The organism is Marinobacterium rhizophilum, assembly GCF_024397915.1.
Classification (GTDB): domain Bacteria; phylum Pseudomonadota; class Gammaproteobacteria; order Pseudomonadales; family Balneatricaceae; genus Marinobacterium_A; species Marinobacterium_A rhizophilum_A.
On sequence record NZ_CP073347.1, the window covers coordinates 3,134,904 to 3,160,009 of the forward strand.

Below are 25,106 nucleotides of genomic sequence, written 5' to 3' on the forward strand. Positions count from 1 at the left end.
CGGGATCCCACTGTGCACGTTTGAGTGCCCAGGTCGCAAACAGCTGCACAGGCTACTGCTTCGACCTGATGGGTGCTTATAGAACCCGCCGATTCCTGTCCGGCAAGGCAGCACAAGCTGCTGTCCAGCCAGGCCGTCAATGGCTGGCGCCACTCGCCAGTCGCGCCAGAAAGCCGCGGTTTACCTGGCTGTGGGGCTTGAGCGCCCGGCGTTCATTGACCAGGGCCTCGGCCAGCTGCGTCAGGCCAGCGCGCACTGCCGCTTCCGTCAGGGTCCAGTCAATAATGTCGCGCTGCGCATGACTGCCACCAAAGCGATTGACGATAAAGCGTCCACGGTGGAGTCGCTCGGCGGCGGTTGCGTAGTCCCCCCGCCAGAATGCGACAAAGCCTTCCACCAGTGGCAAGCCGGTTTGCCGGGCCCAGTCGGCAACTTCCGGTACGGCACCCGAGGCTGAACGCAACGCCGCGAGTATGCGTTCGACGTCCTGATCACGCCCGCTCCCCAGGTAGGCCATAACCGCGTGCCAGTCGTTGAACGGATAAAGCTTGCCATCGGCGTGCTGATCCCAGGCGCTGGCAAGCTCCTGCCAGCGGTCAGACAGGTCACGCCCCAGCAGCGACAAGCGCCACAGCAATGCCGATGCGTCGACCATGTCGAGCGCGACCTGGCTGCGATCCTCGCGCACGGGGCCGTCATACAGCCGCAGTGCTTCGTCGACATCGCCGAGATCCAGGTGATAAAGCGCGAGGTGCCACCAGTTGTGGACGCGGAAAAAGTTATCCTCACCGGACCAGCTCGGTTCCCGGCTGCGCATCCAGCCGACGCCATCCTCGGCACGCCCCTGCATCTCCATCACATGGGCCACCGCATGGTGGGCCCAGCAGTCCAGCGGCTCTAGCGCGGTTGCCTGGCGCCCGGCTTCTTCGGCACGCCCATACAGACCGCACTCCTCCAGCCCGAACGCATACATGCCCAGCACGATCGAATAGCCCGGTACAGCGGGCGACCAGCGGGGCAGCACCCGGGCGATCCGGTCCCGCAGGTCGCGGGCGCAGGCACGGTAAAAATCCGCCAGATGACCGCACTGCAACCCGACCAGGTCCAGTGGATAGTTGATATTGTGCGCGTCCAGCGCCAGCGCCGCCGACGTCCAGTTACCCGTCAGCAGCCGATCCAGCACGCCGATATGGGATCGCTCGCGCTCATTCAGCGACAGCTCTTTGGCGCGCTCGACAATGGCCCGGGCCTCCTCCGTGGCCTCTGGCTCTGTCGCCACGCCATAGAGATAGGCCTTGAGAATATGGGCCATGGCGAAATCGGGCGCCGCTTCAACAGCAGCATCGATCAAGCCGATCGGATCACCTCGGTAGATATTGAACGCCCGGTTGGCGCCCTCGTACAGCTCAAGCGCCGCTGTCGTCGCACCTGAAACGGAATTACCCTGCAGATCGGATAGCATAGCTACGTCCTCCTGTATCAGTGCCGACCCCCTGACCACTGAAAGCTTACGCCTCCTCCAGTGACAGAACAGCCGACCAGGTCGCCTATGGATAATTTTAGAACGCCTGTGAGCAGGGCAACAGAATCAAAAAACCCGGAGACGGCCAGTGCCGAATCCGGGTTCAGGGAAGCGCTGGGCGGCTATTCAGCCGACCAGGCTTTGAGCGTAGAAGCCGAACGGTGCCGACAGCAGGATAGTCAGGGCCACGCGCTGGTACCAGATCATCAGCATCTGGCGAATGGTCAGCGGGATTTCGGTCGACAGGATGCAGGGGATCGAGGCCGAAAAGAACAGGATCGACGAGATCGCCACCGCACCGGTGACGAACTTGCCGGCGATGGCGCCGTCGGCCATCAGCAGCGCCGGCAGGAACATCTCCGCCAGGCCCGTGGCCGAGGCCTTGGCCACCAGCAGGGCATCCGGCAACTGCGCCAGCAGGGTGAACGGATAGAACAGGTAGCCCATCCAGTCAAACAGCGGCGTGTACTTGGCCAGCAGCAGTCCGAGAAGGCCCACAGACATGATCGAAGGCAGGATGCTCATGGCCATCAGCACACCTTCGCGCAGGTTGACGCCGATATTGGTCAGCAGCGGCTGCGCCTGTCGATTTGCCTCCAGACCTTCAATAACCGCCTGCTTGAGACGCGAATGGGCCAGCACCTCCGGTTCCGGCGCGGCGGCCGTATCATCCATTTTCGACAGCGGGAAAATCCGCACCGTAATGGCGGTTACCACGAAGGTAACCAGCAGGGTCGACCAGAAGAACAGGTTCCAGATATCCATCAGCCCCAGGGTCTTGGCCACGATCACCATAAAGGTGGCCGACACGGTGGAAAAGCCAGTCGCGATAATGGCTGCTTCCTTGGCCGAGTACTGGCCGGACTTGTACACCCGGTTGGTAATCAGCAGACCAATGGAATAGCTGCCGACAAAGGATGCCACCGCATCGATGGCGGATTTGCCCGGGGTCTTGAACAGCGGCCGCATGATCGGCTGGCACAGTACACCGATCAGCTCCAGCAGACCGTAGCTGATCAGAAAGGCCAGGAAAATGGCGCCCAGCGGCACGATCAGCCCCACCGGAATCACCAGCTTGTTGAACAGGAACGGTAGCATGTCCTTTTCAAACAGAGCCCCGGGCCCGAACTCGAAATAGGCCATCAGCGAGACCAGTACGCCGCCGAGTTTTAGAAAGGAAAACACCCTCTGGGTGTGGTTGTCGCGCCAGGTACCGCGCACAAACGGATAGAGCCCGCCGGCGACAATGATCAGCAGCGCATAGATAGCCGCGCCGCCGGGCTGGTTGCCGCGAATCCAGGAGACGATGTGATCGAGCGGAATGGTGGACTTGCCACCAATCTCCACCGGTATGAAGAAAAAGAAAATACCCAGCGCGCTGAATAGAACCAGCTTGAGCACAGACAATGGATTGTAGGACGTCACGTCCAGAGCCTCGTTCGTGTTCATGAATTCTGCCTGTTTTATTGTAGGAAGTTTCGCCCAGGCCCGTCGCAACCGACGCCCTCACCCGGCCAAACCCCGAATACTGATGCCCGCACCGGCGGGCCTCAGGCTGCTGCAACTCCGTTTGTATGCATATGTATATACATTTATAGGCGCAACGTAAACTCCTTTGTGCAATTTTCTTCCTGAGGCTGCGCACTTCCCGGCCACCGACCAAACCTGGCCTGCGTTGTGAGCCGGCATCGAAGTATATACAATCGTGGGTTTCAGGTTCCTTGGGGATAACGGGTGAGCAACAAGCCGCGCTACCAGCAGATCAAGAGCTTCATCCTCGACGGGATCAAGCAGCAGACCTACCGCCCGGGCGGCAAGATTCCGACCGAAAACGAGCTGGCGCTGCAGTTTGCGGTCAGCCGCATGACTGTCAACAAGGCCATCCGCGACCTGGTACAGGACAACATGCTGGTGCGCTACCCGGGACTTGGCACCTTCGTCTCCGATGCCAAGGCCGAGTCGCCGCTGGCCGATATCAAGAACATTGCCGAAGAGGTGCGCCAGCGCGGCCACGACTACAGCTGCCGGGTCATCAAGCTGCGTGAAACCGCCGCCAGCGAGTCCGTGGCCATGCAGATGGGCATTCCCATCGGCACCCCGGTGTACCGCTCGGTGATCGTGCACCTGGAAAACAGCCTGCCCATCCAGCTCGAAAACCGCTACGTGATCGCCTCATCCGTGCCCGGCTACCTGGAGCAGGACTTCAGCCAGCACACCCCCAACGAATACCTGTCCAGAATGTGCCCCATTTCCAGCATCGAGCACATCGTCGAAGCCGTGCTGCCGAGCGAGCAGGTACAGGAACTGCTGGATATCGATGCCAACACCCCCTGCATCCAGGTCAACCGCCGTACCTGGTCCGAAAACCGCCTGATCAGCTTCGCCAGCCTCACCCACCCCGGTACCCGCTACAAGCTGCGCTCCATCACCACCCTCAGTACCTAGCGCCCAAGCGCTCGGCGCCCCGCCGGCTGGACAAGACCCGCCGGCGGACAAATAAATACAGGCACACCCTGCCCGCCGGCCATTCAAGCATCTCTCGACGTACTGCACACCGGATCAGACCGCATCTGGCCCATCCTGTTGGCTGAAAAATTTGTTGTATTGTACGACAAATAAAATTAACGTAGACGGGGATCCACCTTTGCCATGGCAATCCGGGCCCGGGCCGGCGGTACTGCACACAGCGCCAGACGGTGAGAGAGGGGGGCCATACAGGGACTCGATGCTGTCGTACCGCGCTCGATTCGCACGATAAGCTCCGAGCGACGGCGGATGCATGGGGCAATCGGGCCTGCCTTGTCGCTGGCCTGTTCCCGTAGCAGGCGCCCCATGTCGAGCGCCCTAACGTTGCATGTCCAGGCACTGCGCCCGCTTTTCGCCTGTGGAAAACCCCGGACCCGGAGCCCGGCTGTGTGCCAGGCGGACCACTCCAGATAGCGGCAGGACCTACCGTTGCCCAGACTCAGCCACAATATAAAAAACAACTTTTCATTGGCCTGGCCTTTGGCGATCAACGCCGTGCTGATGCAGTCCATGCTGATGATCGATACCCTTCTCGTGGCTCCACTGGGCGAGCATGCCCTGGCCGCCATGGGGATTGCCACGACCATCATGGCCTTCATGCTGGGCATTCAGCACGCCCTGTCCAACGGCACCCAGCTGATCCTGAGCCGCGCCCACGGCTGCGGGCAGCAGCCGGCCCTATCCACCGCATTCTGGGCAGGCCTTGGCATCAACCTCGGCTCCGCGCTGCTTTTCTGGTGCGCCATCACCCTATTTGGCCAGCAACTGGTTGCCCTGGTGTCAGACAACCCCGATCTGCAGCAGCAGTCCCACGCCTACTTGGCCACCATCAAATACATACTGATCGCGGCCAGCATAACCCAGGTTTCGAGCGCGTTTTTCAATGCCCGCGGCAATACTCGAATACCCCTCAAGGGCTTTGTGCTGGAGCTTCCCGTCAATGTCATCGTCAGCTATGGCCTGATAAACGGCCTGGGAGCCATCCCTGCGCTGGGTCTGCAAGGAGCCGCCTGGGGCAGCCTTGTGGCCATCGGTTTCAGACTGCTGTTTCTCGCTCATATGCTGAACCAGAGCGGCAGCCTGAGCCGCAGCGTGCTCAGTGCCCGCAGCTTCATGGCGCACGCCATGCTCCACCTGAACGAGATAGCCCCCATCGCGGCGAACTTCATCATTCTGTCCGTGGGCATGACCATCTATCAGCTTATCTATGCCCAGCTGAATATTTATGATTACGTCGCCATTAGCCTGATATTTCCCTGGATTCGCATCGGCACCCAGTTCATCACTGCCTGGGCCCAGGCGGCTGCAATCACCGTCAGTCAGGCGCTTGGCAGCAGGGAAACCGGCCATCTGGGCGATTTCATCCGGCAGTGCACCCGGGTCGCCCTGCTGGCGTCGCTGATTATCGCCCTGGCTTTCTACCTGTTGAGCCAGTCAATGCTGCTGATCTATCCTGCTGTTGAGCCTGCGACACTGACAGCCCTGGCAAGCATTGCCCCCCTGTATATCTTTCTGCCCATTGTGCGGACCTATAACACCCTGTGCGGCCACATCCTGCGCGCCAGCGGTAAAAGCCTGCAGGTACTCAGGATTCATTTCGTGACGCAATGGCTCATCAGCATTCCGGCCTGCGCCATCCTGGTTATCGGCTTCGATACATCCATTTTCTGGGCATTCGCCATGATCCCGGCGGAAGAACTGCTCAAAGCACTGCCGCTGAGCCGACTGCTGCGTCGCAACGCCAGCAGCCTGGCCACTGGCGCGGCAATACCCTCTGTGCAAACGCCGACCCGGCGCCCCTGAGGCAGGTCCCGTTCTCCCCTGCTGAAATCTCTTCGCAACGACCGTCTGAGCGCAGGCGCCGCCTTCGCCAGGCGGCCCCGAAAACATATTGTATTACTATATAAATTTGAGTTTGAAGCTTTCTCGCTCAAAAGAACAGTAATTTATTATTTAAAAACAACAATTTAACCGAACATCATTGACATTCCCTACCGTCTTTACAATTCAGATTCTCGATGATATTGTATGACAATAAGCTGCTGACTCGACGCTAACAATAAGACTTACTGCGAGGGCACCATGCACTACAGCACCCAGACCACACCGCATCCGCGCACCGCCACCCGGGCAACTTCCACCCGCGCGGTTATCCCGTTTCGAAGCGATCACCCAGACACGGCAGTTGCCGCCAGAAACGGTGTTGCCTGCAGCCGACGCCGTCACCCAGGCAGGTTGCGCATCAGCCAACCTTATTCAAGTGCAGCCGCCAGGGTAAAACCTGAAACCCGCTTTGCCTGATCCAGGGCCGCCAGCCCCCGATACAATTAAAAAAACAATTGGACATAACGCCCATGAACTCAATAAACACCGCCCTGTCGTTATCAAAAGTGTCCCTGAAAAAGGTATACAAGCGCTATGGAAGCATCGAGGTCGTCAAGGGAATTGATCTTGAGATAAATGATCACGAGTTTGTCGTTCTCGTGGGCCCCTCCGGCTGCGGAAAATCAACCACCCTGCGCATGATTGCGGGCCTGGAGGAGATTTCCGAAGGTACCGTCAGTATTGGTGATCGTGTCGTCAACAAGGTGGCACCGAAAGACCGTGATGTCGCCATGGTATTTCAGAATTACGCTCTGTACCCGCACCTTAGCGTTGCCGACAACATTTCCTTTGGCCTGAAGCTGCGCAAGGCTTCAAAGGAAAAAATCGGCCAGGCGGTGGATGAGGCCTCCAGCATTCTGGGACTCGACAAGTACCTGGACCGCAAACCCTCAGACCTCTCCGGTGGACAGCGCCAGCGCGTTGCCATGGGTCGCGCCATTGTGCGTCACCCGGAGGTGTTCCTGTTTGACGAGCCACTCTCTAACCTGGATGCCAAGCTGCGCACCCAGATGCGCGCCGAGATCAAGCGGCTGCACAAGCGCCTGCAGGTCACCACCGTATACGTCACCCATGACCAGGTGGAGGCCATGACCCTGGCCGATCGCATCGTCATCATGCGTGACGGCAACATCGAACAGATCGGCAGCCCGATGGATGTGTACCTGAATCCGGCCAATACCTTTGTCGCCAGTTTTATCGGCAGCCCACCGATGAACCTGCTTGAGGGCACGGTTATCAGTCACAGCGATGGCACCTGCTCCATTGATGCCGGGAGTGGCGAGCCGATTCCGGTCCCGCCACGCCAGGGCTTTGAGCCGAGCCATGGGCAACAGGTATTGCTGGGCCTCAGGCCCGAGGATCTGGATGTTGCAGCCGGTGCTCATGCATGCTCTGCCCCGCTGAACTGCAGCGTCGACCTGGTGGAGCCGCTGGGCGCTGAGGCGCTGCTGCACCTGCGGATTGCCGGCCAAAGCGCGGTTGCCAAAACAACCAGCCATGGCCGCAGCGCCGATATGTCCGGCATCGCCGGGGCAAGCCGTGTCTACGCCAACCTGGATCACCTGCATATTTTCGATCGTACTTCCGAGCTGTCGATCTACTGAGCGCGATCCGTACTCATACCTTCAATGTGAAGCCTGATTCAAACGAGGGTGCTATGTCATCATCCAATAATAAAATATCGGCCCTGGGCCAAACCCTGCGCATCGACTGGCAGCTCTACCTGCTCCTGACCCCAATGGTGATCTGGTTTATCGTGTTTCTGTATACCCCCATGGCGGGGTTACAGATTGCGTTCAAGGACTTCAGCTTGTTCAAAGGCATCTATGGCAGTGCCTGGGTCGGATTCGAGCACTTCCAGACACTGTTCAATGACGAGCTGTTCCTGCGTTCCATCGGCAATACCTTTCTGATCAGCCTGTACAGTCTGCTTTTCGCCTTCCCGATGCCGATCATACTGGCGCTCATGTTTAATGAACTGCATCATGCCGTGTTCAAGAAAACAGCCCAGACCATCGCCTACCTGCCGCATTTTATTTCCGTCGTTATCGTTGCCGGCATGGTGGTAAGCTTTCTGTCTCCGACCACGGGTATTGTTAACCTGGTGCTCGAGTATTTCGGCTTTGAAAAGACCTATTTCCTGACCAATCCGGACTACTTCAGGCCCATCTTTATTGGCTCGACCATGTGGAAGGAAGCCGGCTTCGAATCCATCGTCTATCTTGCCGCCATTGCCGGCGTCAATCCGTCACTCTACGAATCGGCCCGGGTCGATGGTGCCAGCCGCTGGCAGCAAATCTGGCGCATTACGCTACCCAGCATCCTGCCCACCATCATTATCATGCTGATCATACGCATCGGTAACCTGGTCGAGGTTGGCTTCGAGTACATCATCCTGCTGTACCAGCCTGCGACCTTCGAGACCTCGGACGTGATCAGCACCTTTATCTACCGGGTCGGCCTGCAGGGCAGCCAGTACGATATTGCTACCGCCGCCGGTCTCTTTAACGCCGTTATCGCCTTTATCCTGGTGTATTCAGCCAACCGGATAAGCCGAAAACTTTCATCGTCTTCGTTGTGGTAAGGGTGAGGAAATACTATGTCCAGTTTTAATCTATATTCACGCGGCGACAAGATATTCGGCGTTGTCAATGCAACCCTGCTCACGCTCTTTGTACTGAGCACGCTCTATCCGTTTATCTATATAGCGGCATCGTCCATCAGCTCCGGCCTGGCGGTCACATCCGGTGATGTTCTGCTGCTGCCCAAGGATATTACCTTTGCCGCCTATGACCGGGTGCTCAGCGATCCGGTGTTCTGGACTTCCTATGCCAACACCCTGTTCTATACGATATTCGGCACCCTCGTCAGCCTGGCAATCATTATTCCCGGGGCCTACGCCCTGTCGCGCAAGCGCTTGATCGGCCGCCGCTACCTGAATTTCTTTGTCGCCTTTACCATGTGGTTCCACGCCGGCATGATCCCCTTCTTCCTGAACATCAGGGACCTTGGGCTGCTGGACTCGCGCATCGGCATACTGATTGCGTTTGCCTGTACCGCGTTCAATATCATCCTGTTGCGCAATTTCTTCGAATCCATACCGGAATCCTTCGAAGAAGCCGCCAAGATGGACGGCGCCAACGAATTCACCCTGCTATGGAAGGTCTATATCCCGCTGTCCAAGCCGGCCCTGGTGACCATTGCGCTGTTCTGTATCGTTGCTCGCTGGAACGGTTATTTCTGGGCCATGGTGTTACTGCGCGACGAAGACAAGATCCCCCTGCAGGTGTACCTGAAGAAAATAATCATCGAGCTTAATATGGATGACCAGTTCGCCAGTTCGCTGATCAACAGTGATTATTCTTTCGAGACCATCGTTGCCGCCATTATCGTTGCATCGATTATCCCGGTACTGGCTGTTTATCCCTATCTGCAGAAACATTTTAACAAGGGCATCATGATGGGAGGCGTCAAGGAGTAATACTCCCTGTTTCCTGATGCCGTTTTTAAACAATAAATTCAGCGTCGCTACACGCACATCCACCCGAACAAAAACAGTAATAATCGGAGAGTAACAATGATCAAGCGTCTGTTACCCATGCTTGTTGCAGGAATTGTCAGTGCATCCCTGCCCGCCACCGCCGCTGCGGCAACCGAAGACTATCGCATCAGCGAGAAGCCGCTGGAAATGACCATCCACATGCACTTTCGCGACAAGTACGCCTGGGATGAAAACTGGCCCGTGGCCCGCAAGGCGGCGGAACTGACCGGCATCACCCTCAAGGGGGTCGCCTCCCGCGTCGGCACCAACAGCCAGGAGATGTTCAACCTGATGATGGTGACCGGTGACCTGCCCGATGTCGTCGGGGGTGATGCGCTGAAGGACAATTTTTTCAAGTACGGCATGGAAGGCGCCTTCCTGCCGCTGAATGACCTTATCGACGAACATGCGCCGCACCTGAAGCAGATGCTGGCGGATAATCCCGCCATCAAGAAGGCCATTACGGCGCCCGATGGCAATATCTACTACATCCCCTACATTCCGGACGGGAAGGCGGCACGCGGCTATTTTATTCGCCAGGACTGGCTCGACAAGCTGGGCCTGCAACAGCCGCAGAATGTCGACGAACTGCATGCAGTGCTGACGGCCTTTCGCAATCAGGACCCCAACGGCAATGGCAAGATGGATGAAGTGCCCTACTTCGCCCGCCAGTGGCCGGAACTGATCCGCCTGGTCACCCTGTGGGATGCCCGCTCCACCGGGTCCGATGCCTACCACGAGTTTTACATCAAGGATGATACCGTGCGCTTTGGCTACGCCGACCCCGAGTACCGCGTGGCGATGCGCAACCTGGCGCAGTGGTACAAGGAAGGCCTGATTGACCAGGAGGTCTTTACCCGGGGCGCGCGTTCCCGCGAATTCCTGCTGGGCAATGACCTGGGGGGCATGACCCACGACTGGTTTGCCAGCACTTCGGGTTACAACGAGTCCCTCGCTGACAAGGTGGCGGGCATCAACCTGGTACCCTTCGCGCCGCCCGCCAGCCCAACGGGCGTGCGCATGGAGGAGAACGGCCGCATCGAGGTCAAGCCCGATGGCTGGGCTATCTCCCATGCCAACGAACACCCGGTCGAGACCATCAAGTATTTCGACTTCGTCTTCACCGATACCGGGCGCAAGCTGTTCAATTTCGGTGTCGAGGGTGAACACTGGAACCTGGTCGACGGCAAGGCAACCTACACGCCTGAAGTGCTTGGCTCCGACAAGCCCGTCAACGCCCAGATGTGGGAAATTGGCGCGCAAATTCCCGTTGGCTTTCACATGGACTATGCCTACGAGCGCCAGTGGACCAACGACATAGCCCTGGCCGGGATCGACCTGTATGAAAAGGAGAATTACATCATTCCGCAGTTCAGCGGCATCGCCATGACCGTTGAGGAACGCAAGGTCTACGAAAAACACTGGCCCAATATCCTCACCTACATGCTGGAAACCCAGCAGGCCTGGATCCTGGGTTCGAGGGACGTCGACGCCGACTGGGACAGCTACATACAGCGGATCAACGACCTGGGCTTCGAAAAAGTCCAGGCGGCGCTGCAGTCGGGTTACAACCGGCAGTACCGCTAATTCCTGCAGCCACCTGAACAGCAGAAGCCCGCCCGGGTGCCGCAAGGCCCCGGGGCGCTTTTGCCGCGCAATACACACGCAGTCCCGGCCTGGCGCCGGGGCGCAGTTACCACACACGGAGCAAAGATATGAACCTTAAAAACAAGATAGCCATCGTCGCCGGTGGCGCACGGGATCTGGGCAAGGCCTGCAGCCTGCGCCTCGCCGCCGAAGGTGCAAAGGTCGTGATCGGTTACCATGGCAGCGATCAGGGCGCTGAAGAGACCCTGCGGGAAATTCATGCCGCCGGTGGCACCGCCATCGCCGTCAAGGCCGACCTGACGCAGGAGTCCGGCGTAGCCAGGCTGGTTGCCAGCTCCCGGGAAGCCTTTGGCGACGCGATCGACGTACTGGTCTTCGTGACGGGTGGCCTGGTGGCACGCAAAACCATGGCGCAAATGGATCTGGGCTTCTGGAACCAGGTCATGAATCTCAACATGACGTCCATGTTTCTCTGCACCCAGGCCGTGATTCCCCACATGCCCGAGGGCAGCACTATCGTAACTTATTCCTCCCAGGCCGCCCGTGATGGCGGCGGCCCCGGTGCCATTGCCTATGCCACCGCCAAGGGCGCGGTCATGTCCTTTACCCGCGGCCTGGCAAAGGAACTGGGGCCGCGCATCCGGGTTAACGCCATCTGCGCCGGCATGTTCGACACCACCTTCCACGACACCTTCACCCAGGACGAGGTCCGCAGCAAGGTTTCGGCAAGCAGCCTGGTCAAGCGCGAAGGCCGCCCCGGGGAAGCCGCCAGCCTCACCGCCTTCCTCGCCAGCGATGAATCCGGCTTCATGACCGGCAACTGCGTCGATATCAACGGCGGCATGCTGTTCAGCTAGGTCCCGCGTTCTGGATCTTGTTCGACAACGGCCTGTATAAACAACCGACCAAGGAAACAGCCCATGAAAATAACCGCTGCAGAGGTCTTTGTCGGCGGCCCCGGCAAGAACTACGTCACCCTGAAAATCATGACCGACCAGGGGATATACGGTCTCGGCGATGCCACCCTCAACAATCGGGAAACCCTGCCGGCGGCCTACCTGCAGGACTACCTGATTCCCTGCCTGATCGGCCGCGACCCACGCAACAGCGAAGATATCTGGCAGTACTTCTACCGCGGCGCCTACTTCCGGGGCGGCCCGATCGCCATGGCGGCCTACGGCGCCATCGATATGGCACTCTGGGATATCAAGGCAAAGCTCGCCGACATGCCGCTGTATCAGCTTTTTGGCGGCAAAAGCCGCGAAGGGGCCCTGGTCTACGCCCATGCCCAGGGGACTGATCTTGAAGAACTGCTGGATTCCATCGCCGGCTACCAGGAGCAGGGCTACAAGGCCGTGCGGGTACAGTGTGGTATTCCCGGCATGCCCAGCGCCAGCTACGGCGTGTCGGCCGATAAAGGCAAGGCGCACAACTACATCACGGATTTTCAGGGTGATGCGCCCCACGAAGAGATCTGGGATACCGACAAGTACCTGCGCTTTATCCCCAGGGCGCTGGACAGAATTCGCGGCCAGTTCGGTGACGAGCTCAAACTGCTGCACGATGTGCACCACCGCCTGCTGCCGCGGGAAGCGGCACAGCTGGGCAAGGAACTGGAGCCGTACCGGCTGTTCTGGCTCGAAGACCCGACACCGGCCGAAGACCCCGCAGCGCTGCGCCTCATTCGCCAGCACACCACCGTTCCCATCGCCATAGGCGAGGTATTCAATTCCCTCTGGGGCTGCAAGCAACTGATCGAAGAGCGCCTGATCGACTTCATCCGCATTTCGGCGACTTACGGTGGCGGTATTACCCACCTCAAACGCATTGTCGATCTGGCAGCACTGCACGAAGTACGCACGGGCTTTCACGGCGCGCCCAGCCATTCACCCATCTCCATGGCCGCCCAGGCCCACCTCAATGCCTGGGCACCCAACTTTGGTATTCAGGAGTACCTGGTGCTGGACACACCGGAATGTGACGCCCTCTTCCCGTCCGAACACCGGGTCGAAAACGGGCTCTTTCATGTCAGCGATCAGCCGGGCCTGGGGGTGGATTTCGATGAAAGCGAGGCCAGGCGTTACAGCTACAAGCGCGGCTTCCATCCGGTCGCACGGCTCGAAGACGGCACCCTGTGGAATTATTAACCTGACTGGCAAGCAGGTTTCCAGCCATACCGGCACCTGACCTGCGACTGCACAGCATCCTGCGCAAGCCCGCAGTCCTTAGCCCCGCATTCTGCGGGGCTTCCTGTTGCCGGCACGGCATCAGAAGCCATAGAGCCGTGCCGGATTATCCACCAGTATCTGCTGCCGGATCTGTGCATCCGGCATCCACCGCCATACCGTATCGAGCAGTTCGGCATCATCGGGAGCCTCATCCCGGGGCCGGCTGAGATGGGGCCAGTTGGTCCCCCAGATAATCCGCTGCGGTGCATGCGCGATCAGGGCCCGTGCCAGCGCCGCGACATCCTGATAATCGGGATACCCAGCCAGCGATGTCTCGTAACAGGCGGCGATCTTCACATAGCAGTTGCCCCTGTCGACCAAGCCGAGCAGTGCCCGAAAGGCCGCGCAATCTGGCGTGAGCGGCTGGCCAAACTTGCCCAAGTGGTCAATCACGTAGTCGCCCTGCACCCGCTCAAGCGTCCGGCGCCACAGCGCCATCTCCCGCCCTTCGAACTGCACGATACAGCTCCAGCCCAAGGCCCGGATGCGCGCATTCACCGCCAGCAGCTCTTGCATGCCAACGGCCCCACCCGGAAACTGCATGATCCGGGCCGCCCGCACACCGCCCTTATGCAGCCGCACAAGCTCGGCATCAGACACCCCAGGCCCCACCACGGCAACACCTCTGGCCTGGCTGCCAAGCGGCTCCAGCGCCTGCAGCAAGCAACTATTGTCCGCCCGGTAAGCATTGGGCTGCACCAGCACTGCGCGCTCCAGGCCAAGCCTGCGCTGCATGCGTCGATACGCGCTCAGATCCGCCGCGGCAGCCATTAAGGCACCCATTGAGGCGGCCGGGGGAACGGCAGGCGCGAAGACATGGGCATGGCAATCCGTACTGCCCGCGGGCAAAGAATGCGTCTGCGAATAGCTGTCAGGCATGGCATGTGCCTCCTTGTTCATGATCTCTGCAGGTGAACAACAAAAAAACCGGAACAGATAAGGCATCGGTTCCGGTTCGGCTTCAACGGTTAATCAATACCGCAGTTAGACGTTAGTGGCCCCCTTGGGCAGAGCATCCTGTTCATAACTTTTATCCACAGCGTTGAACAGCAGCAGGCCGACCGCAAAGACAATAAAGCCACAGGCAAGAAACACCATGCGCCCCCAGAACGGATTCGGTATTGCCACCAGCGCCATGATGAAGACACCCAGCACCGAAATCATGCGGCCCAGCAGCACTCTTTGCCGGTTATCCAGTTGCTGCTGTTCGGTCGACTCATTGACCAGGGGTGTATCGAGGTTATGGAAGAACTTGTCCACATCCTGCTGACGACCCGCTTCCAGCCCCCGGTAGAAAAAGACCGACAGACAGAAGAAGCCACCGGTAATCACCAGGTGCGCCATCAGGCTAATGGCGATTGAAAGGTCGCTCCACTCCCGACTGGTAAAGGCCACATCCAGCCCGAAAAACTGCTCAACATGCTGTGCCTGCAACACGAAGCCAACAAAGTAGGACACCAGGCCCCCGACGGCCAGGGTGCCCCAGCCTGCCCAGTCGGGCGTTTTCTTGATAAAGAAGCCGAACAGGCCCGGGATGATCATCGGAAAGCTCAGCAGGGCACCGACATACATCATGGCATCAAACAGGCTAAGCCCCTTGAGGGAATTGATAAAGAGTGCCACCAGTATGATCATGCCGCCGAAAATGGCCGAGGTGATCTTTGACACCAGCAACAGCTCTTTCTCTGTGGCCCTGGGGCGCAGCAATGGCTCATAGAAATTCTTGACCAGAATACCGGCATTGCGGTTCAGGCCGGAATCCATCGAGCTCATGGTTGCGGCAAACATGGCGGCCAGCAACAGTCCGACCATACCCGCCGGCATATAGAGTTCAACAAACACCAGATACACGGCGTCCGCCGCCTTGCTGCCCATCTCCGGGTGAAGCTGGTTCATGTCCACGCCCGTACCAGCCAGGAACCAGGACGGAATAAACCAGATAAAAGGCCCGATAATCATCAGTACGCAGGCCAGCAACGCTCCCTTGCGGGCATTGCTGGAGTCCTTGGCCGCCAGGTAACGGTAGGCATAGAGCATGTTATTGTTGATAGCGAACTGTTTTATAAAGATAAAAACGGCCCAGATCGCAAAAACGCTGAAATAGTTAAGATCGGATCCGGCAACAAAATCCCGCGGGAAGCGTTCAATCACGGGGGCTATGCCGCCGGCTTCGACGATACCCATAACGGCACAGATCAGCGTCACCGCCATGATGACCACCATCTGCATAAAATCAGAGGCAATGACCGCCCAGGCGCCACCGGTCACGGACATGACCAGCACGACTAGGCCGGTAACGACAATGGTGGTGGTCATATCCACATCCAGCACCGCCGTGGTGATGATTGCCAGGGCGTTCAGCCAGATTCCGGCCTGGACAATCGTCGTCGGAATGTTGAGCCAGGCGAACACCTGCTCATTCTTGCTGCCAAAGCGAAGCCGCACCGCATCGATCACGGTAACGACGCGTAACTGCCTCATTTTAGGCGCGAAATACAGATAGTTCATAAGATAGCCAAAGGCATTAGCCACAAAAATCAGGGCCACAGCCAGACCATCGTTGTAGGCCTTGCCGGCGGCACCGGTAAAGGTCCAGGCCGAGAACTGGGTCATGAATGCGGACGCACCCACCATCCACCACAGCATCTGGCCGCCACCGCGAAAATAGTCACTGGTGGATTTGGTAAGGCTTCTGAACACCCAGCCAATTGCGATCAGAAAAACGAAATAGATAATAATTATAAGTATATTTAAATCCATCACCGGGTCTCACTGTAATAATTTTTATTAAGCCTCTACCGGGCTTGCGGGCTTTTTGACACCCGCGATCACGCATGGAACGCTGTGCAGAACTTTCGCCCTAGGCTACAGAAACTCCCTGCGCTGGGGCGAAAACACGTCCAGCAGAACACTGCCATCCTCCAGTGACAGGGCACCGTGGGACAGGTTTCTCGCTGCCGTATAGGCATCGCCTGCCCTCAGGACACGGACTTCGCCATCCACATTGACTTCAAAGCTGCCGGCAACCACAAAGGCGACCTGGTCGTGCTCCTCATGGGAATGAATCGCGCCCACGGCTCCCTTGGCAAAGCATACGTGTACGGCCATCAGCTCATCGGTGTAGCCCACAATCTTGCGCTTGATGCCGGCGCCCAGGTCCTCCCAGGGGTGCTCTGAATCCAGAAAAAATGCGTTCATTTTATCCTCTTTCAATTATGGGGCAGCCGTAGCGCCGCCGCCTGACAGACATTGCCAAAATAGTATCCCAAAAATAACTTGTAATACAATATGATCTACTTGAATCACTATCAGCACAGACCTGGACACACAAACGCAAGGCTTAAAAAAGAACATAAAACCCATAGATAACAATAATATATAGGCAATAATAAGCATGTTGTCGCCAGATACCACCCTTCTGAAATGAGTGCCGGAGTTGACCATCAAGTGATTTTGTAATACAAATATGCGAAACATACTTATAAGAAAGAGCGCCCCATGCCTGAAATCGACTCCTACCCGCTGTTCAGCGGGACTCAGATCGCCCCGCTACGCGCCCTCATCACTGCCGGGGAACTGCCCGCCGATGGGTTCTTTGCCACCAGCCTGGCGCAGCTTCAGGCCCGCGTAGACCCTGAACTCAAAGCAAAGCTGGATGTGCCAGGGCATGGCGAAGCGGGCAGCTACGCCCACAACCGCCACAGGGACAACGCACACACCATTGAAGCGGCCGGGCGCCTCTACCAGATGACCGGCAACCGCGACTATGCCCGCCTGGCCACCGAGATCCTCGGGCTCTACGCCGAGCGCTACCCGGCCATGCCCTACCAACAGCAAAAAAACACCAACCCGCCCGGGCGCCTGTTTCACCAGATTCTTAACGAACACATGTGGCTGCTTTACGCCGTACTGGGTTACAGCCATGTGCGCGAAACCCTCCCCGAGACCCAACGGCAGGCGATCGAAAACAACATCTTCCATCCGATGATCGAGATGTTCACCGTCACCTACCGCCACGACTTCGATCGCATCCACAACCACGGACTCTGGGCGGTCGCCGCCGTGGGTATTTGCGCCCTGGTACTGGGCGAGGACAGGGTGCTGGATCAGGCCATTTTTGGGCTTGAGGGCGACAGTATCAGCGGCGGCTACCTGGCACAGATCAAGCGACTGTTCGCACCCTCCGGCTACTATATTGAAGGCCCCTACTATCACAGGTTCGCGATTCGCCCCCTGTGCCTGTTTGCGGAGGCGCTGCACCTGCACCGCCCTGAGCTGGACATTTATGGCTTCCACGACCAGGCCATCGGCAAGACCATCAGGGCCCTGCTGATGACCAGCTACCCCAATGGCCGCTTTCCCGCGCTCAACGATGCCTCCCTGAGCATGGATATAAAGGATGAAGGCGTGGTCATTGCCGTCGCCGTGCACCATGCCCGCTACGGCCACTGCGATGCCCTGGTGGGCACGGCCCGCCAGCAGGGTCAGGTCTGGCTTTACCCCTGCGCCTTCGAGCTGGCTCAGGCGGTCGATGCGGCCCCATCTGAACAGGAGCAACGGCCGTACTGGCCCAGCGTCGAGCTGAACGAAGGCATGCAGGGGGACCGCGGCGCCCAGGGTTTTCTGCGCCAGCGCCAACATGGTGATATCACCCAGGCGGTGATGAACTACGGTCAGCACGGTATGGGGCACGGCCATTTCGATACCCTGGGGCTGACCCTGTTCAGCCGCGACCAGGAGGTGCTGCGCGAATACGGCTTTGGCCGCTGGGTCAATGTGGAAACCAAGTTCGGCGGCCGCTACCTGGATGAGAACAAATCCTGGGCGCGCCAGACTGTGGCCCACAATACCGTGGTGGTCGACCAGGGATGCCAGAACGCGTTCGACGTCGCCCTGGCCGACAGCCACCACGGCGAAAGACATTTTTTCTCCGGCACCGGGCCGGTACAGGCCATGAGCGCCTTTGCCAACCAGCATTACGCCAGCGTCGGCATGCAGCGCACGGTGCTGCTGCTCGAGCTGGACGCGCTGTCCAGCCCGCTGCTGATCGACCTCTTTCGCCTGAGTTCGGAGCAGACACACCAGTACGATTACCCGGTGCACTACCAGGGCCAGATCACCCACAGCAATGTCGACTTCCAGCCGACGGAGCGCCGCGTACTGGGCACGGACAACGGCTATCAGCACCTATTCGACCTGGCCAGGGGCCCAACGCCGCAGTGCCTGAGCCTGACCTGGCTGCAGGACAACTGCTTCCACACCTGGCTCGCCGCGGCCGAGGGTGCCGAGCTGATCCTGGCCCAGACCGGCGCCAATGATCCATCCTTTAACCTGCGCCGCCAGGACTGCCTGCTGCTGCGCCAGCACGGCCGGGATCAGCTGTTTGCCTCGCTGTTCGAGACCCACGGCCAGTTTGATGAAGCCAGCGAGCACTGCGAGGGCGCCCGGGGTGCCATGCAGCATATCGACATTCTGGGCCACAACGACCAGGGCTCGGTCGTGGCCATTCGCGGCGAGACTGCAGGCGCGCCCTTTCACATGACGCTCATGATCAGCAACAGGGCGGACGTATGCCCCACCACGGAGCACCGTCTGTTCTTTAATAATATTGAGTACCACTGGCAGGGTTACTTCGCCGTGGTCACAAATAAGGAGTAATACGTGGACACCTATCAGCCATTGCTCATGAGCGTCGAGGAAGCAGCCCAGCTGCGCCAGCACCTGCACGCCGCCGATACCCGGGACGACCTGCTGGGACGCGCCATCAAGCGTGACATCAGGGCACTGGAGCTCTACCTGCAACTCCCGCCTGAAGTACCAGGCCACGGCGAAGCCGGTGGCTATGAGCACAACCGCCACAAGCAGAACTACATCCACCTGCACCTGGCCGGCAAGCTCTGGCTGGTTACCCAGGAGCCGCGTTATCGCGACTACGTGATCGACATGCTGCAGCGCTATGCCGATGTCTATCCGCAGCTCAGGCTCAACACCAGCAAGGATACCAACCCGCCGGGGCGCCTGTTCCACCAGACACTGAACGAAAACATGTGGTTGCTCTACGCCTCCGATGCCTACAGCTGTGTCCATGCCTGCCTGAACACCGAGCAGCGCCTGCATATCGAGAACAATCTGTTCCACGAAATGGTGCAGCTGTTTACCGAAACCTACGCCCACGATTTCGATATCGTGCACAACCACGGCCTCTGGGCAGTCGCAGCCGTGGGTATCTGCGGCTATGCCATCAATAACCAGGGCATCGTCGACAAGGCGCTCTATGGCCTCAAGGGCGACAGCGTCAGCGGCGGTTTTCTGGCCCAGCTCGAACAGCTGTTTTCGCCCGATGGCTATTACATGGAAGGCCCCTACTACCACCGTTTCGCGCTGCGCCCACTGCTGCTGTTCGCCGAGGCGATCGAACGCCGCCAGCCCCAGGTTCGGATCTATGACGTCAAGCAGCAGATCATCAAGCGCACCTCCCTTGCCCTGATGTCGACGGCCTTCCCGGACGGTACCCTGCCGGCGCTGAATGACTCCTCCAAGACCATGGGCATCAGCGATGAAGGGCTGATCATCGCCACCAGCCTGTGCTACCAGCGCTACGGTGCCGACCCCATGCTCGTCGCCATGGCACAGCATCAGCAGCAGGTCTGGGTCGGTGCGGCGGGCCTGCAGCTCGCCCGCGCCGCCCGGGACCAGGCCCCCATGCCACTGAACTGGGGCAGCTTTGTTCTCAACGACGGCGCCGAAGGCGAGCGCGGTGGCCTGGGGATACTGCGGCATCAGGACAAGGCCGATGACCTGCACATGGCACTGCTCTGGTTCGGTCAGCACGGTAGCGACCACAAGCTGCACGCCGCCCTTGACCACGGCCACTTCGATGGCCTGCACCTGAGCTGGTTTAACCGTTCCCAGGAAGTGCTGAACGACTATGGCTTCGGCCGCTGGGTCAATATCGAGCCCAAGTTTGGCGGCCGCTACATCCCGGAAAACAAGAGCTACTGCAAACAGACCATCGCCCACAACACCGTGGTGGTGGATGAGCAGAGCCAGAACCGCGGCGATACCGCCACCGCCGAGCAGCGCTGGGGCGAGCTGCATTTTTGCGTCACGGACCACCCCGCCGGCCAGGGCATCAGCGCCCGGGCCCAGGGCTACTACGAGGGCGTGGACATGCAGCGCAGCGTATTGATGCTGCAGCTTGAGGGTATCTCGGCGCCGGTACTGCTCGACCTCTACCGCCTGACCAGCACCGCCGAGCACCAGTATGACTATGCGCTGCACTACCAGGGGCAGATCATCCATACGGATTTTGACGTCAGCGCCCACCCGCAGCTGTCTGCGCTGGGCGCGGCCCATGGCTATCAGCACCTGTGGGAACTGGGCCGCGGCCACATCAGCGGCGAGACGCAGTCGGCGCAGGTCAGCTGGCTGATGGGACACAGCTACTACAGCATCAGCACCGCCCTGCCCGCCGGTGGCGACGTCATCTTCTGCCGCATCGGCGCCAATGACCCGCAATTCAACCTGCGCAGCGAGCCGGCTCTTGTCATCCGCAGCCGTGGCCGGGATCAGTTGTTTGCCACGGTACTGGAAACCCATGGCCATTTTGACGAGTCGATGGAAATCTCCGAAAACGCCCGCGGCGATATCGAGCGTGTCGAGGTCATCGGTCACAACCAGGCAGCCTCGGTGGTGCGCCTTAAGCGCCGATCCGGCCAGAACCTCGTCGTTATGCTGAGCAACAGCAGCGACGTTGAAGGCCCCCACAGCGTGGAATTCAATGGCCAGCTCTACCGCTGGAACGGCGCCTTCGCCACCCGCCCGGAGACTGAAGCATGACAGCAGCCACGGACAAGAAAGCCAGCATCGCCCTGATTGGCGAATGCATGATCGAGATTCAGCAGCACGCCAACGGCACCCTGGTGCAGGGCTTTGCCGGCGATACCTTGAATACCGCGGTCTATATGGCACGCCTGACCCCCGTGCACGGTCACGAAGTGCAGTATGTAACAGCCCTGGGTGACAACGACCGCTTCAGCCAGGCCATGCTGGCGCAATGGCAGGCGGAGGGCATCGCCTGCGACTTTGTACGCCGCCTGCCCGGCAAGCTGCCCGGGCTCTATAACATTGATGTCGACGCCAACGGTGAGCGCTCTTTTACCTACTGGCGGGGCGAATCCGCTGCGCGGCAGCTGCTGGAGGGCGACGCTTTCGACCCCCAGCTGGAGTCCCTGCTCAGCTTTGACTACCTCTACCTGTCGGGTATCTCCCTGGCGATACTGCCGGATGCCAGCCGCCACAAGCTGCTGGCGTGGCTTGTTCGTGCCAGAGCCCATGGAGCCCGGGTCTGCTTTGACAACAATTACCGCCCGCGCCTGTGGCGCGATGCCGCCCAGGCGCGTCACTGGTATGAGCAGGTGCTGCGGATTACCGATATCGCCCTGCTCACTTACGAAGACGAATGCATGCTCTGGGGCGACAGCAATGTCGAGCAGGTCTTTGCCCGCTGTCGTGATCTGGCCATCGGCGAAGTCGTCCTCAAGCGCGGCCACGAGCCTTGCCTGGTAGAAACCAGCGCCGGCCGCCAGAGCATTGCCGCCATCGCCGTAGAGCCGCACCTTGTCATCGACACCACCGCCGCCGGCGATTCCTTCAGTGCAGGCTACCTGGCCGCCCGCTTGCAGGGCGGCTGCACGCCAGCAGACTGCGCCACCCTGGGCCACCGCATCGCCAGCACCGTTATTCAGTACCGCGGCGGGCTGATTCCCCGGGATGCAATGCCGGAAATAGGCACGGGGGATTGAACATCTCGCAATAATGTCTTATTGTACGACAAAATAAACCAGCAACATTCACAGATACAGGAAACCAGCATGTTTAAGGATCTCGAAGGCAAGCGCGTTCTCGTCACCGGCTCCACTGCAGGTATCGGCTTCGCCGCTGCTGCTGCATTCGCCAAGGCCGGCGCCAGGGTTGGCATCAACAGCCACCAGAACGATGCCACCGCCACTGCTGCCCTGGCCGCTCTGCAGGAATGTGGCGGCGAAGTCGCCTACTTCCAGGCCGACGTCACAAAAAGCGCCGAATGCGAAAAAATGGTGGCGGATTTTGTCGCCAAGTTCGGCGGTATCGATGTGCTGATCAACAATGCCGGTGGTCTTGGTGGCCGCTCCAAGGCAGAAGACATTGACGATGAGTTTTACGACCGTGTCATGAACCTCAATGCCCGTTCGGTCATCATGGTCACCAAATTCGCGATCCCGCATCTGCGTGCATCCGCCGCCGAAAGTGGCCTGACCAGCTGCGTGATCAGCACCGGTTCCATCGCCGGCCGCGAAGGCGGTGGCCTGGGTGCCAGCCTCTACGGCGCATCCAAAGCCTGGCTGCACAACATCCAGCGCAACTGGGTCAAGGAACTGACCAAGGACAATATCCGCTTCAACATCGTCGCGCCGGGCACGATCGACACCGCCTTCCATGACGACAAGAGCACCGAGTTGAAAACCAATATCGCCAACTCCATCGCCATGGGCCGTTTCGGCACTATCGATGAATGTGCACCGTCCTACCTGTTTTTCGCGTCCCATATGGCCAGCGGTTATGTCACCGGCCAGATCCTGGACGTCAATGGCGGCCAGATGTGCCCCTGATGAGCACCCATTCCTGCGGGCACTGCCTGCAGGAATGCACATGACCCCAAGCTTGCTTCGGGCCGCTGTGCACCCGGCCACCGGTCCCCGACGAGCGTCAAGTCCGGTTGCCGGGCCCCTGATCGCCTACCGGCACCTAGGCCCGGACCCGGCCAGCTGGAAAGGTTTCGCTTGTGAACCCTATGACTGTATAATCCTACAATATTGTATGATTAATTGAGGTAACAGCATGGCAGCGCAATTTGCACTGATCTCGGGATCGAGTCGCAACCTGAATGTTCAGGTTGCCCGCGAGATAGCTGTCAAAATTCTGTCCGGCGAAGTCAAGGAAGGCGCCATCATTGGTGGCGAAATCGCCATGTGCCAGCAGTTCGGCGTCAGCCGCACCGCATTGCGCGAAGCCATCAAGCTCCTAACCTCCAAGGGCATGGTTGAATCCCGTCCCAAGGTGGGTACCCGCGTATGTTGCCGCACCCAGTGGAACATGCTCGATGTACAGCTGCTGGAATGGCTCGCCAGCATCGAAACCACCGATGATATCTACCAGGAATTTCTTGAATTGCGCCGGGCCATCGAGCCCGAAGCCACGGCGCTGTCGGCTGAGCGTGCCACCAAGGAGCAGCGTATTGAGCTGACCAATATTTTCCACCGCATGGTCGAAGTATCGGAAAACTTTGATCAGGACGCCTGGACGATCGTGGACAGCCAGTTCCATCGCATGATTTTCATCTCCACCGGCAACAGCTTTTACGTGCCCTTCGGCAATGTGCTGACCAGCATGTTCAAATGGTTTATCCGCTTCTCGTCCAAGGAAGGGGGCGTCTGCCTGAAGGAGCATCGCGCCATCTATGACGCCATCATGTCCGGCGACAGCGTCAAGGCCCGCCAGGCCAGCCTGTCACTGATGCAGAGCCACAAGCACCGCCTGACACCCGACGAACAGCAGAAAAAACTCGAAGCCGCCGCGCTCTCCGTATAGAGAGCGCCTGCTTCCCCGCTCCTGACCCACCGCGCAACCACTCACCCAAGCCAGCCCCTGACCCCATCTAGGCCCCGTAACGCAGGCGATCGCCTGTCGACCCAGGTGCCTGTCTCCCCGGACAGCTGACCTTCAATGCCCCCGGTGCCATAAAAGCGAACCAAAGCAGCCCGGCCGGCGCACCAATTCGGGGCGCGACCTGCATGTTGCTGTGGATAAGTCCCGCCGAGCCGCCCTGCTGCGGGATGGTGCACCCTCTTTGCTATGCTGGCACCCGACTTGCAAGTCCTGTAACAACGCAGGCAGCCCCTGTCAGTCAAGGAGCCAAATGAAGCATGAGCCGATTACTGATATCCACAGACCTCGATGGCACCCTGCTGGATCACCACAGTTACAGTGCAGCCGCCGCAGAGCCGGCGCTGCAGCAGCTGCGTCAGCGCCGGATTCCCTGGGTGCTTAACACCAGCAAAACCCTCGCCGAACTCGAACCGCTGCGCCGGCAACTGGATAATTCACACCCCTTCGTGGTGGAAAACGGCGCCGCTCTCTACATTCCCGTCGCCTCGCCACTGGCGCCGGATCTGGCCACCGACCCCACGGGGAACTATCGCTGCAAGGTCTTCGGCCCCAGCCGGCGTCGCATACTGCTGGCGCTGGAGCCCCTGTCGCGGCGTTATCGCTTTACCGGCTTTAGCGCCCTTTCCCCGGAGCGTCTTGCCGAGATGACCGGGCTCGCCCCCGGGCAAGCCGGCCTGGCCATGGCACGCCAGTTCACCGAACCGCTGATCTGGGAAGACTCCCGTGGCGCCTTGCAGGACTTTGCATCCGAGCTGTCACTGCTGAACTTCCAGGTACAGCGCGGCGGCCGTTTCACCCATGTCATGGGCCACTGCGACAAGGCCGACGCCATGACCTGGCTCGCCGAGCAATACCGGGCGCTGTGGGGCGAACCGGTTACCTGCATGGCACTGGGCGATAGCCACAACGATATCGGCATGCTCAAGCGCGCGGATCTGGCGGTACTGGTGCGCTCACCGACGCACAGGCCACCGGAAATCCCCGGGCGCACAGACCTGGTCCTGACCGCAGAGCCAGGCCCCGCGGGCTGGAACAGCGCTGTCCTTGCCGCCTTGCAGCAGCTTGGCTTGGGCACCTAGAACACAACAAA

19 protein-coding genes are annotated in these 25,106 nt (G+C 59.4%); 14 read left to right on the top strand and 5 right to left on the bottom strand.

Translation table 11 applies throughout. The features are described from left to right. Positions 1-136 precede the first annotated feature (136 nt). Entirely contained in the window at positions 137-1,462 is a 1,326-nt protein-coding gene (locus tag KDW95_RS14105) for a tetratricopeptide repeat protein (protein WP_255852457.1), read from the bottom strand. A 186-nt stretch (positions 1,463-1,648) separates the two neighbouring features. Next, positions 1,649-2,971 (bottom strand): YjiH family protein, encoded by a 1,323-nt coding sequence (locus KDW95_RS14110; protein WP_255852458.1) that lies wholly within the window; start codon positions 2,969-2,971, stop codon positions 1,649-1,651. Positions 2,972-3,256: 285 nt separating this feature from the next. Between KDW95_RS14110 and hutC the strand changes: the two genes are divergently transcribed. From hutC to manD, 8 genes are all read left to right on the top strand, one after another. Then, entirely contained in the window at positions 3,257-3,967 is a 711-nt protein-coding gene (hutC, locus tag KDW95_RS14115) for a histidine utilization repressor (RefSeq protein ID WP_255852459.1), read from the top strand. 561 nt (positions 3,968-4,528) lie between these two features. Further along, the gene (locus tag KDW95_RS14120; protein ID WP_255852460.1) at positions 4,529-5,851 is read left to right on the top strand and encodes an MATE family efflux transporter; all 1,323 of its coding nucleotides are present in this window, start codon (positions 4,529-4,531) and stop codon (positions 5,849-5,851) included. 551 nt (positions 5,852-6,402) lie between these two features. After that, entirely contained in the window at positions 6,403-7,536 is a 1,134-nt protein-coding gene (locus KDW95_RS14125) for an ABC transporter ATP-binding protein (protein WP_255852461.1), read from the top strand. 53 nt (positions 7,537-7,589) lie between these two features. After that, the gene (locus tag KDW95_RS14130; RefSeq protein ID WP_255852462.1) at positions 7,590-8,516 is read left to right on the top strand and encodes an ABC transporter permease; all 927 of its coding nucleotides are present in this window, start codon (positions 7,590-7,592) and stop codon (positions 8,514-8,516) included. A 15-nt stretch (positions 8,517-8,531) separates the two neighbouring features. Further along, on the top strand, positions 8,532-9,413 hold the full coding sequence (locus tag KDW95_RS14135) for a carbohydrate ABC transporter permease (RefSeq protein WP_255852463.1): 882 nt from the start codon (positions 8,532-8,534) through the stop codon (positions 9,411-9,413). Between the two features lie 96 nt (positions 9,414-9,509). After that, on the top strand, positions 9,510-11,060 hold the full coding sequence (locus KDW95_RS14140) for an extracellular solute-binding protein (protein WP_255852464.1): 1,551 nt from the start codon (positions 9,510-9,512) through the stop codon (positions 11,058-11,060). Between the two features lie 128 nt (positions 11,061-11,188). Next, complete coding sequence (locus KDW95_RS14145; protein ID WP_255852465.1) at positions 11,189-11,938, top strand: SDR family NAD(P)-dependent oxidoreductase; 750 nt, start codon at positions 11,189-11,191, stop codon at positions 11,936-11,938. A 63-nt stretch (positions 11,939-12,001) separates the two neighbouring features. Further along, positions 12,002-13,228: a D-mannonate dehydratase ManD gene (gene manD / locus KDW95_RS14150; RefSeq protein WP_255852466.1), complete on the top strand. Its 1,227-nt coding sequence runs from the start codon at positions 12,002-12,004 to the stop codon at positions 13,226-13,228. A 120-nt stretch (positions 13,229-13,348) separates the two neighbouring features. Here the strand turns inward: manD and KDW95_RS14155 are convergent, their stop codons facing one another. The 3 genes from KDW95_RS14155 to KDW95_RS14165 form a co-directional block, all read right to left on the bottom strand. Further along, on the bottom strand, positions 13,349-14,188 hold the full coding sequence (locus KDW95_RS14155; protein WP_255852467.1) for an amidohydrolase family protein: 840 nt from the start codon (positions 14,186-14,188) through the stop codon (positions 13,349-13,351). 105 nt (positions 14,189-14,293) lie between these two features. Then, the gene (locus KDW95_RS14160) at positions 14,294-16,009 is read right to left on the bottom strand and encodes a sodium:solute symporter family transporter (protein ID WP_255852468.1); all 1,716 of its coding nucleotides are present in this window, start codon (positions 16,007-16,009) and stop codon (positions 14,294-14,296) included. Between the two features lie 165 nt (positions 16,010-16,174). Beyond that, positions 16,175-16,507: a cupin domain-containing protein gene (locus KDW95_RS14165; protein ID WP_255852469.1), complete on the bottom strand. Its 333-nt coding sequence runs from the start codon at positions 16,505-16,507 to the stop codon at positions 16,175-16,177. A gap of 300 nt (positions 16,508-16,807) precedes the next feature. Here KDW95_RS14165 and KDW95_RS14170 point away from each other — a divergent pair, with 300 nt between their 5' ends. From KDW95_RS14170 to KDW95_RS14195, 6 genes are all read left to right on the top strand, one after another. Then, complete coding sequence (locus KDW95_RS14170) at positions 16,808-18,967, top strand: heparinase II/III domain-containing protein (protein ID WP_255852470.1); 2,160 nt, start codon at positions 16,808-16,810, stop codon at positions 18,965-18,967. A gap of 3 nt (positions 18,968-18,970) precedes the next feature. Beyond that, positions 18,971-21,148 (top strand): heparinase II/III domain-containing protein, encoded by a 2,178-nt coding sequence (locus tag KDW95_RS14175; RefSeq protein ID WP_255852471.1) that lies wholly within the window; start codon positions 18,971-18,973, stop codon positions 21,146-21,148. Continuing rightward, entirely contained in the window at positions 21,145-22,113 is a 969-nt protein-coding gene (locus tag KDW95_RS14180; protein WP_255852472.1) for a sugar kinase, read from the top strand. The genes KDW95_RS14175 and KDW95_RS14180 overlap by 4 nt, the downstream gene beginning before the upstream one ends. Before the next feature lie 69 nt (positions 22,114-22,182). Beyond that, positions 22,183-22,959: an SDR family NAD(P)-dependent oxidoreductase gene (locus KDW95_RS14185; RefSeq protein WP_255852473.1), complete on the top strand. Its 777-nt coding sequence runs from the start codon at positions 22,183-22,185 to the stop codon at positions 22,957-22,959. A gap of 229 nt (positions 22,960-23,188) precedes the next feature. Next, a complete protein-coding gene (locus KDW95_RS14190; protein WP_255852474.1) occupies positions 23,189-23,938 on the top strand; it encodes a FadR/GntR family transcriptional regulator in 750 nt (249 codons plus the stop codon). 335 nt (positions 23,939-24,273) lie between these two features. Next, on the top strand, positions 24,274-25,095 hold the full coding sequence (locus tag KDW95_RS14195) for an HAD-IIB family hydrolase (RefSeq protein WP_255852475.1): 822 nt from the start codon (positions 24,274-24,276) through the stop codon (positions 25,093-25,095). Positions 25,096-25,106 lie beyond the last annotated feature (11 nt).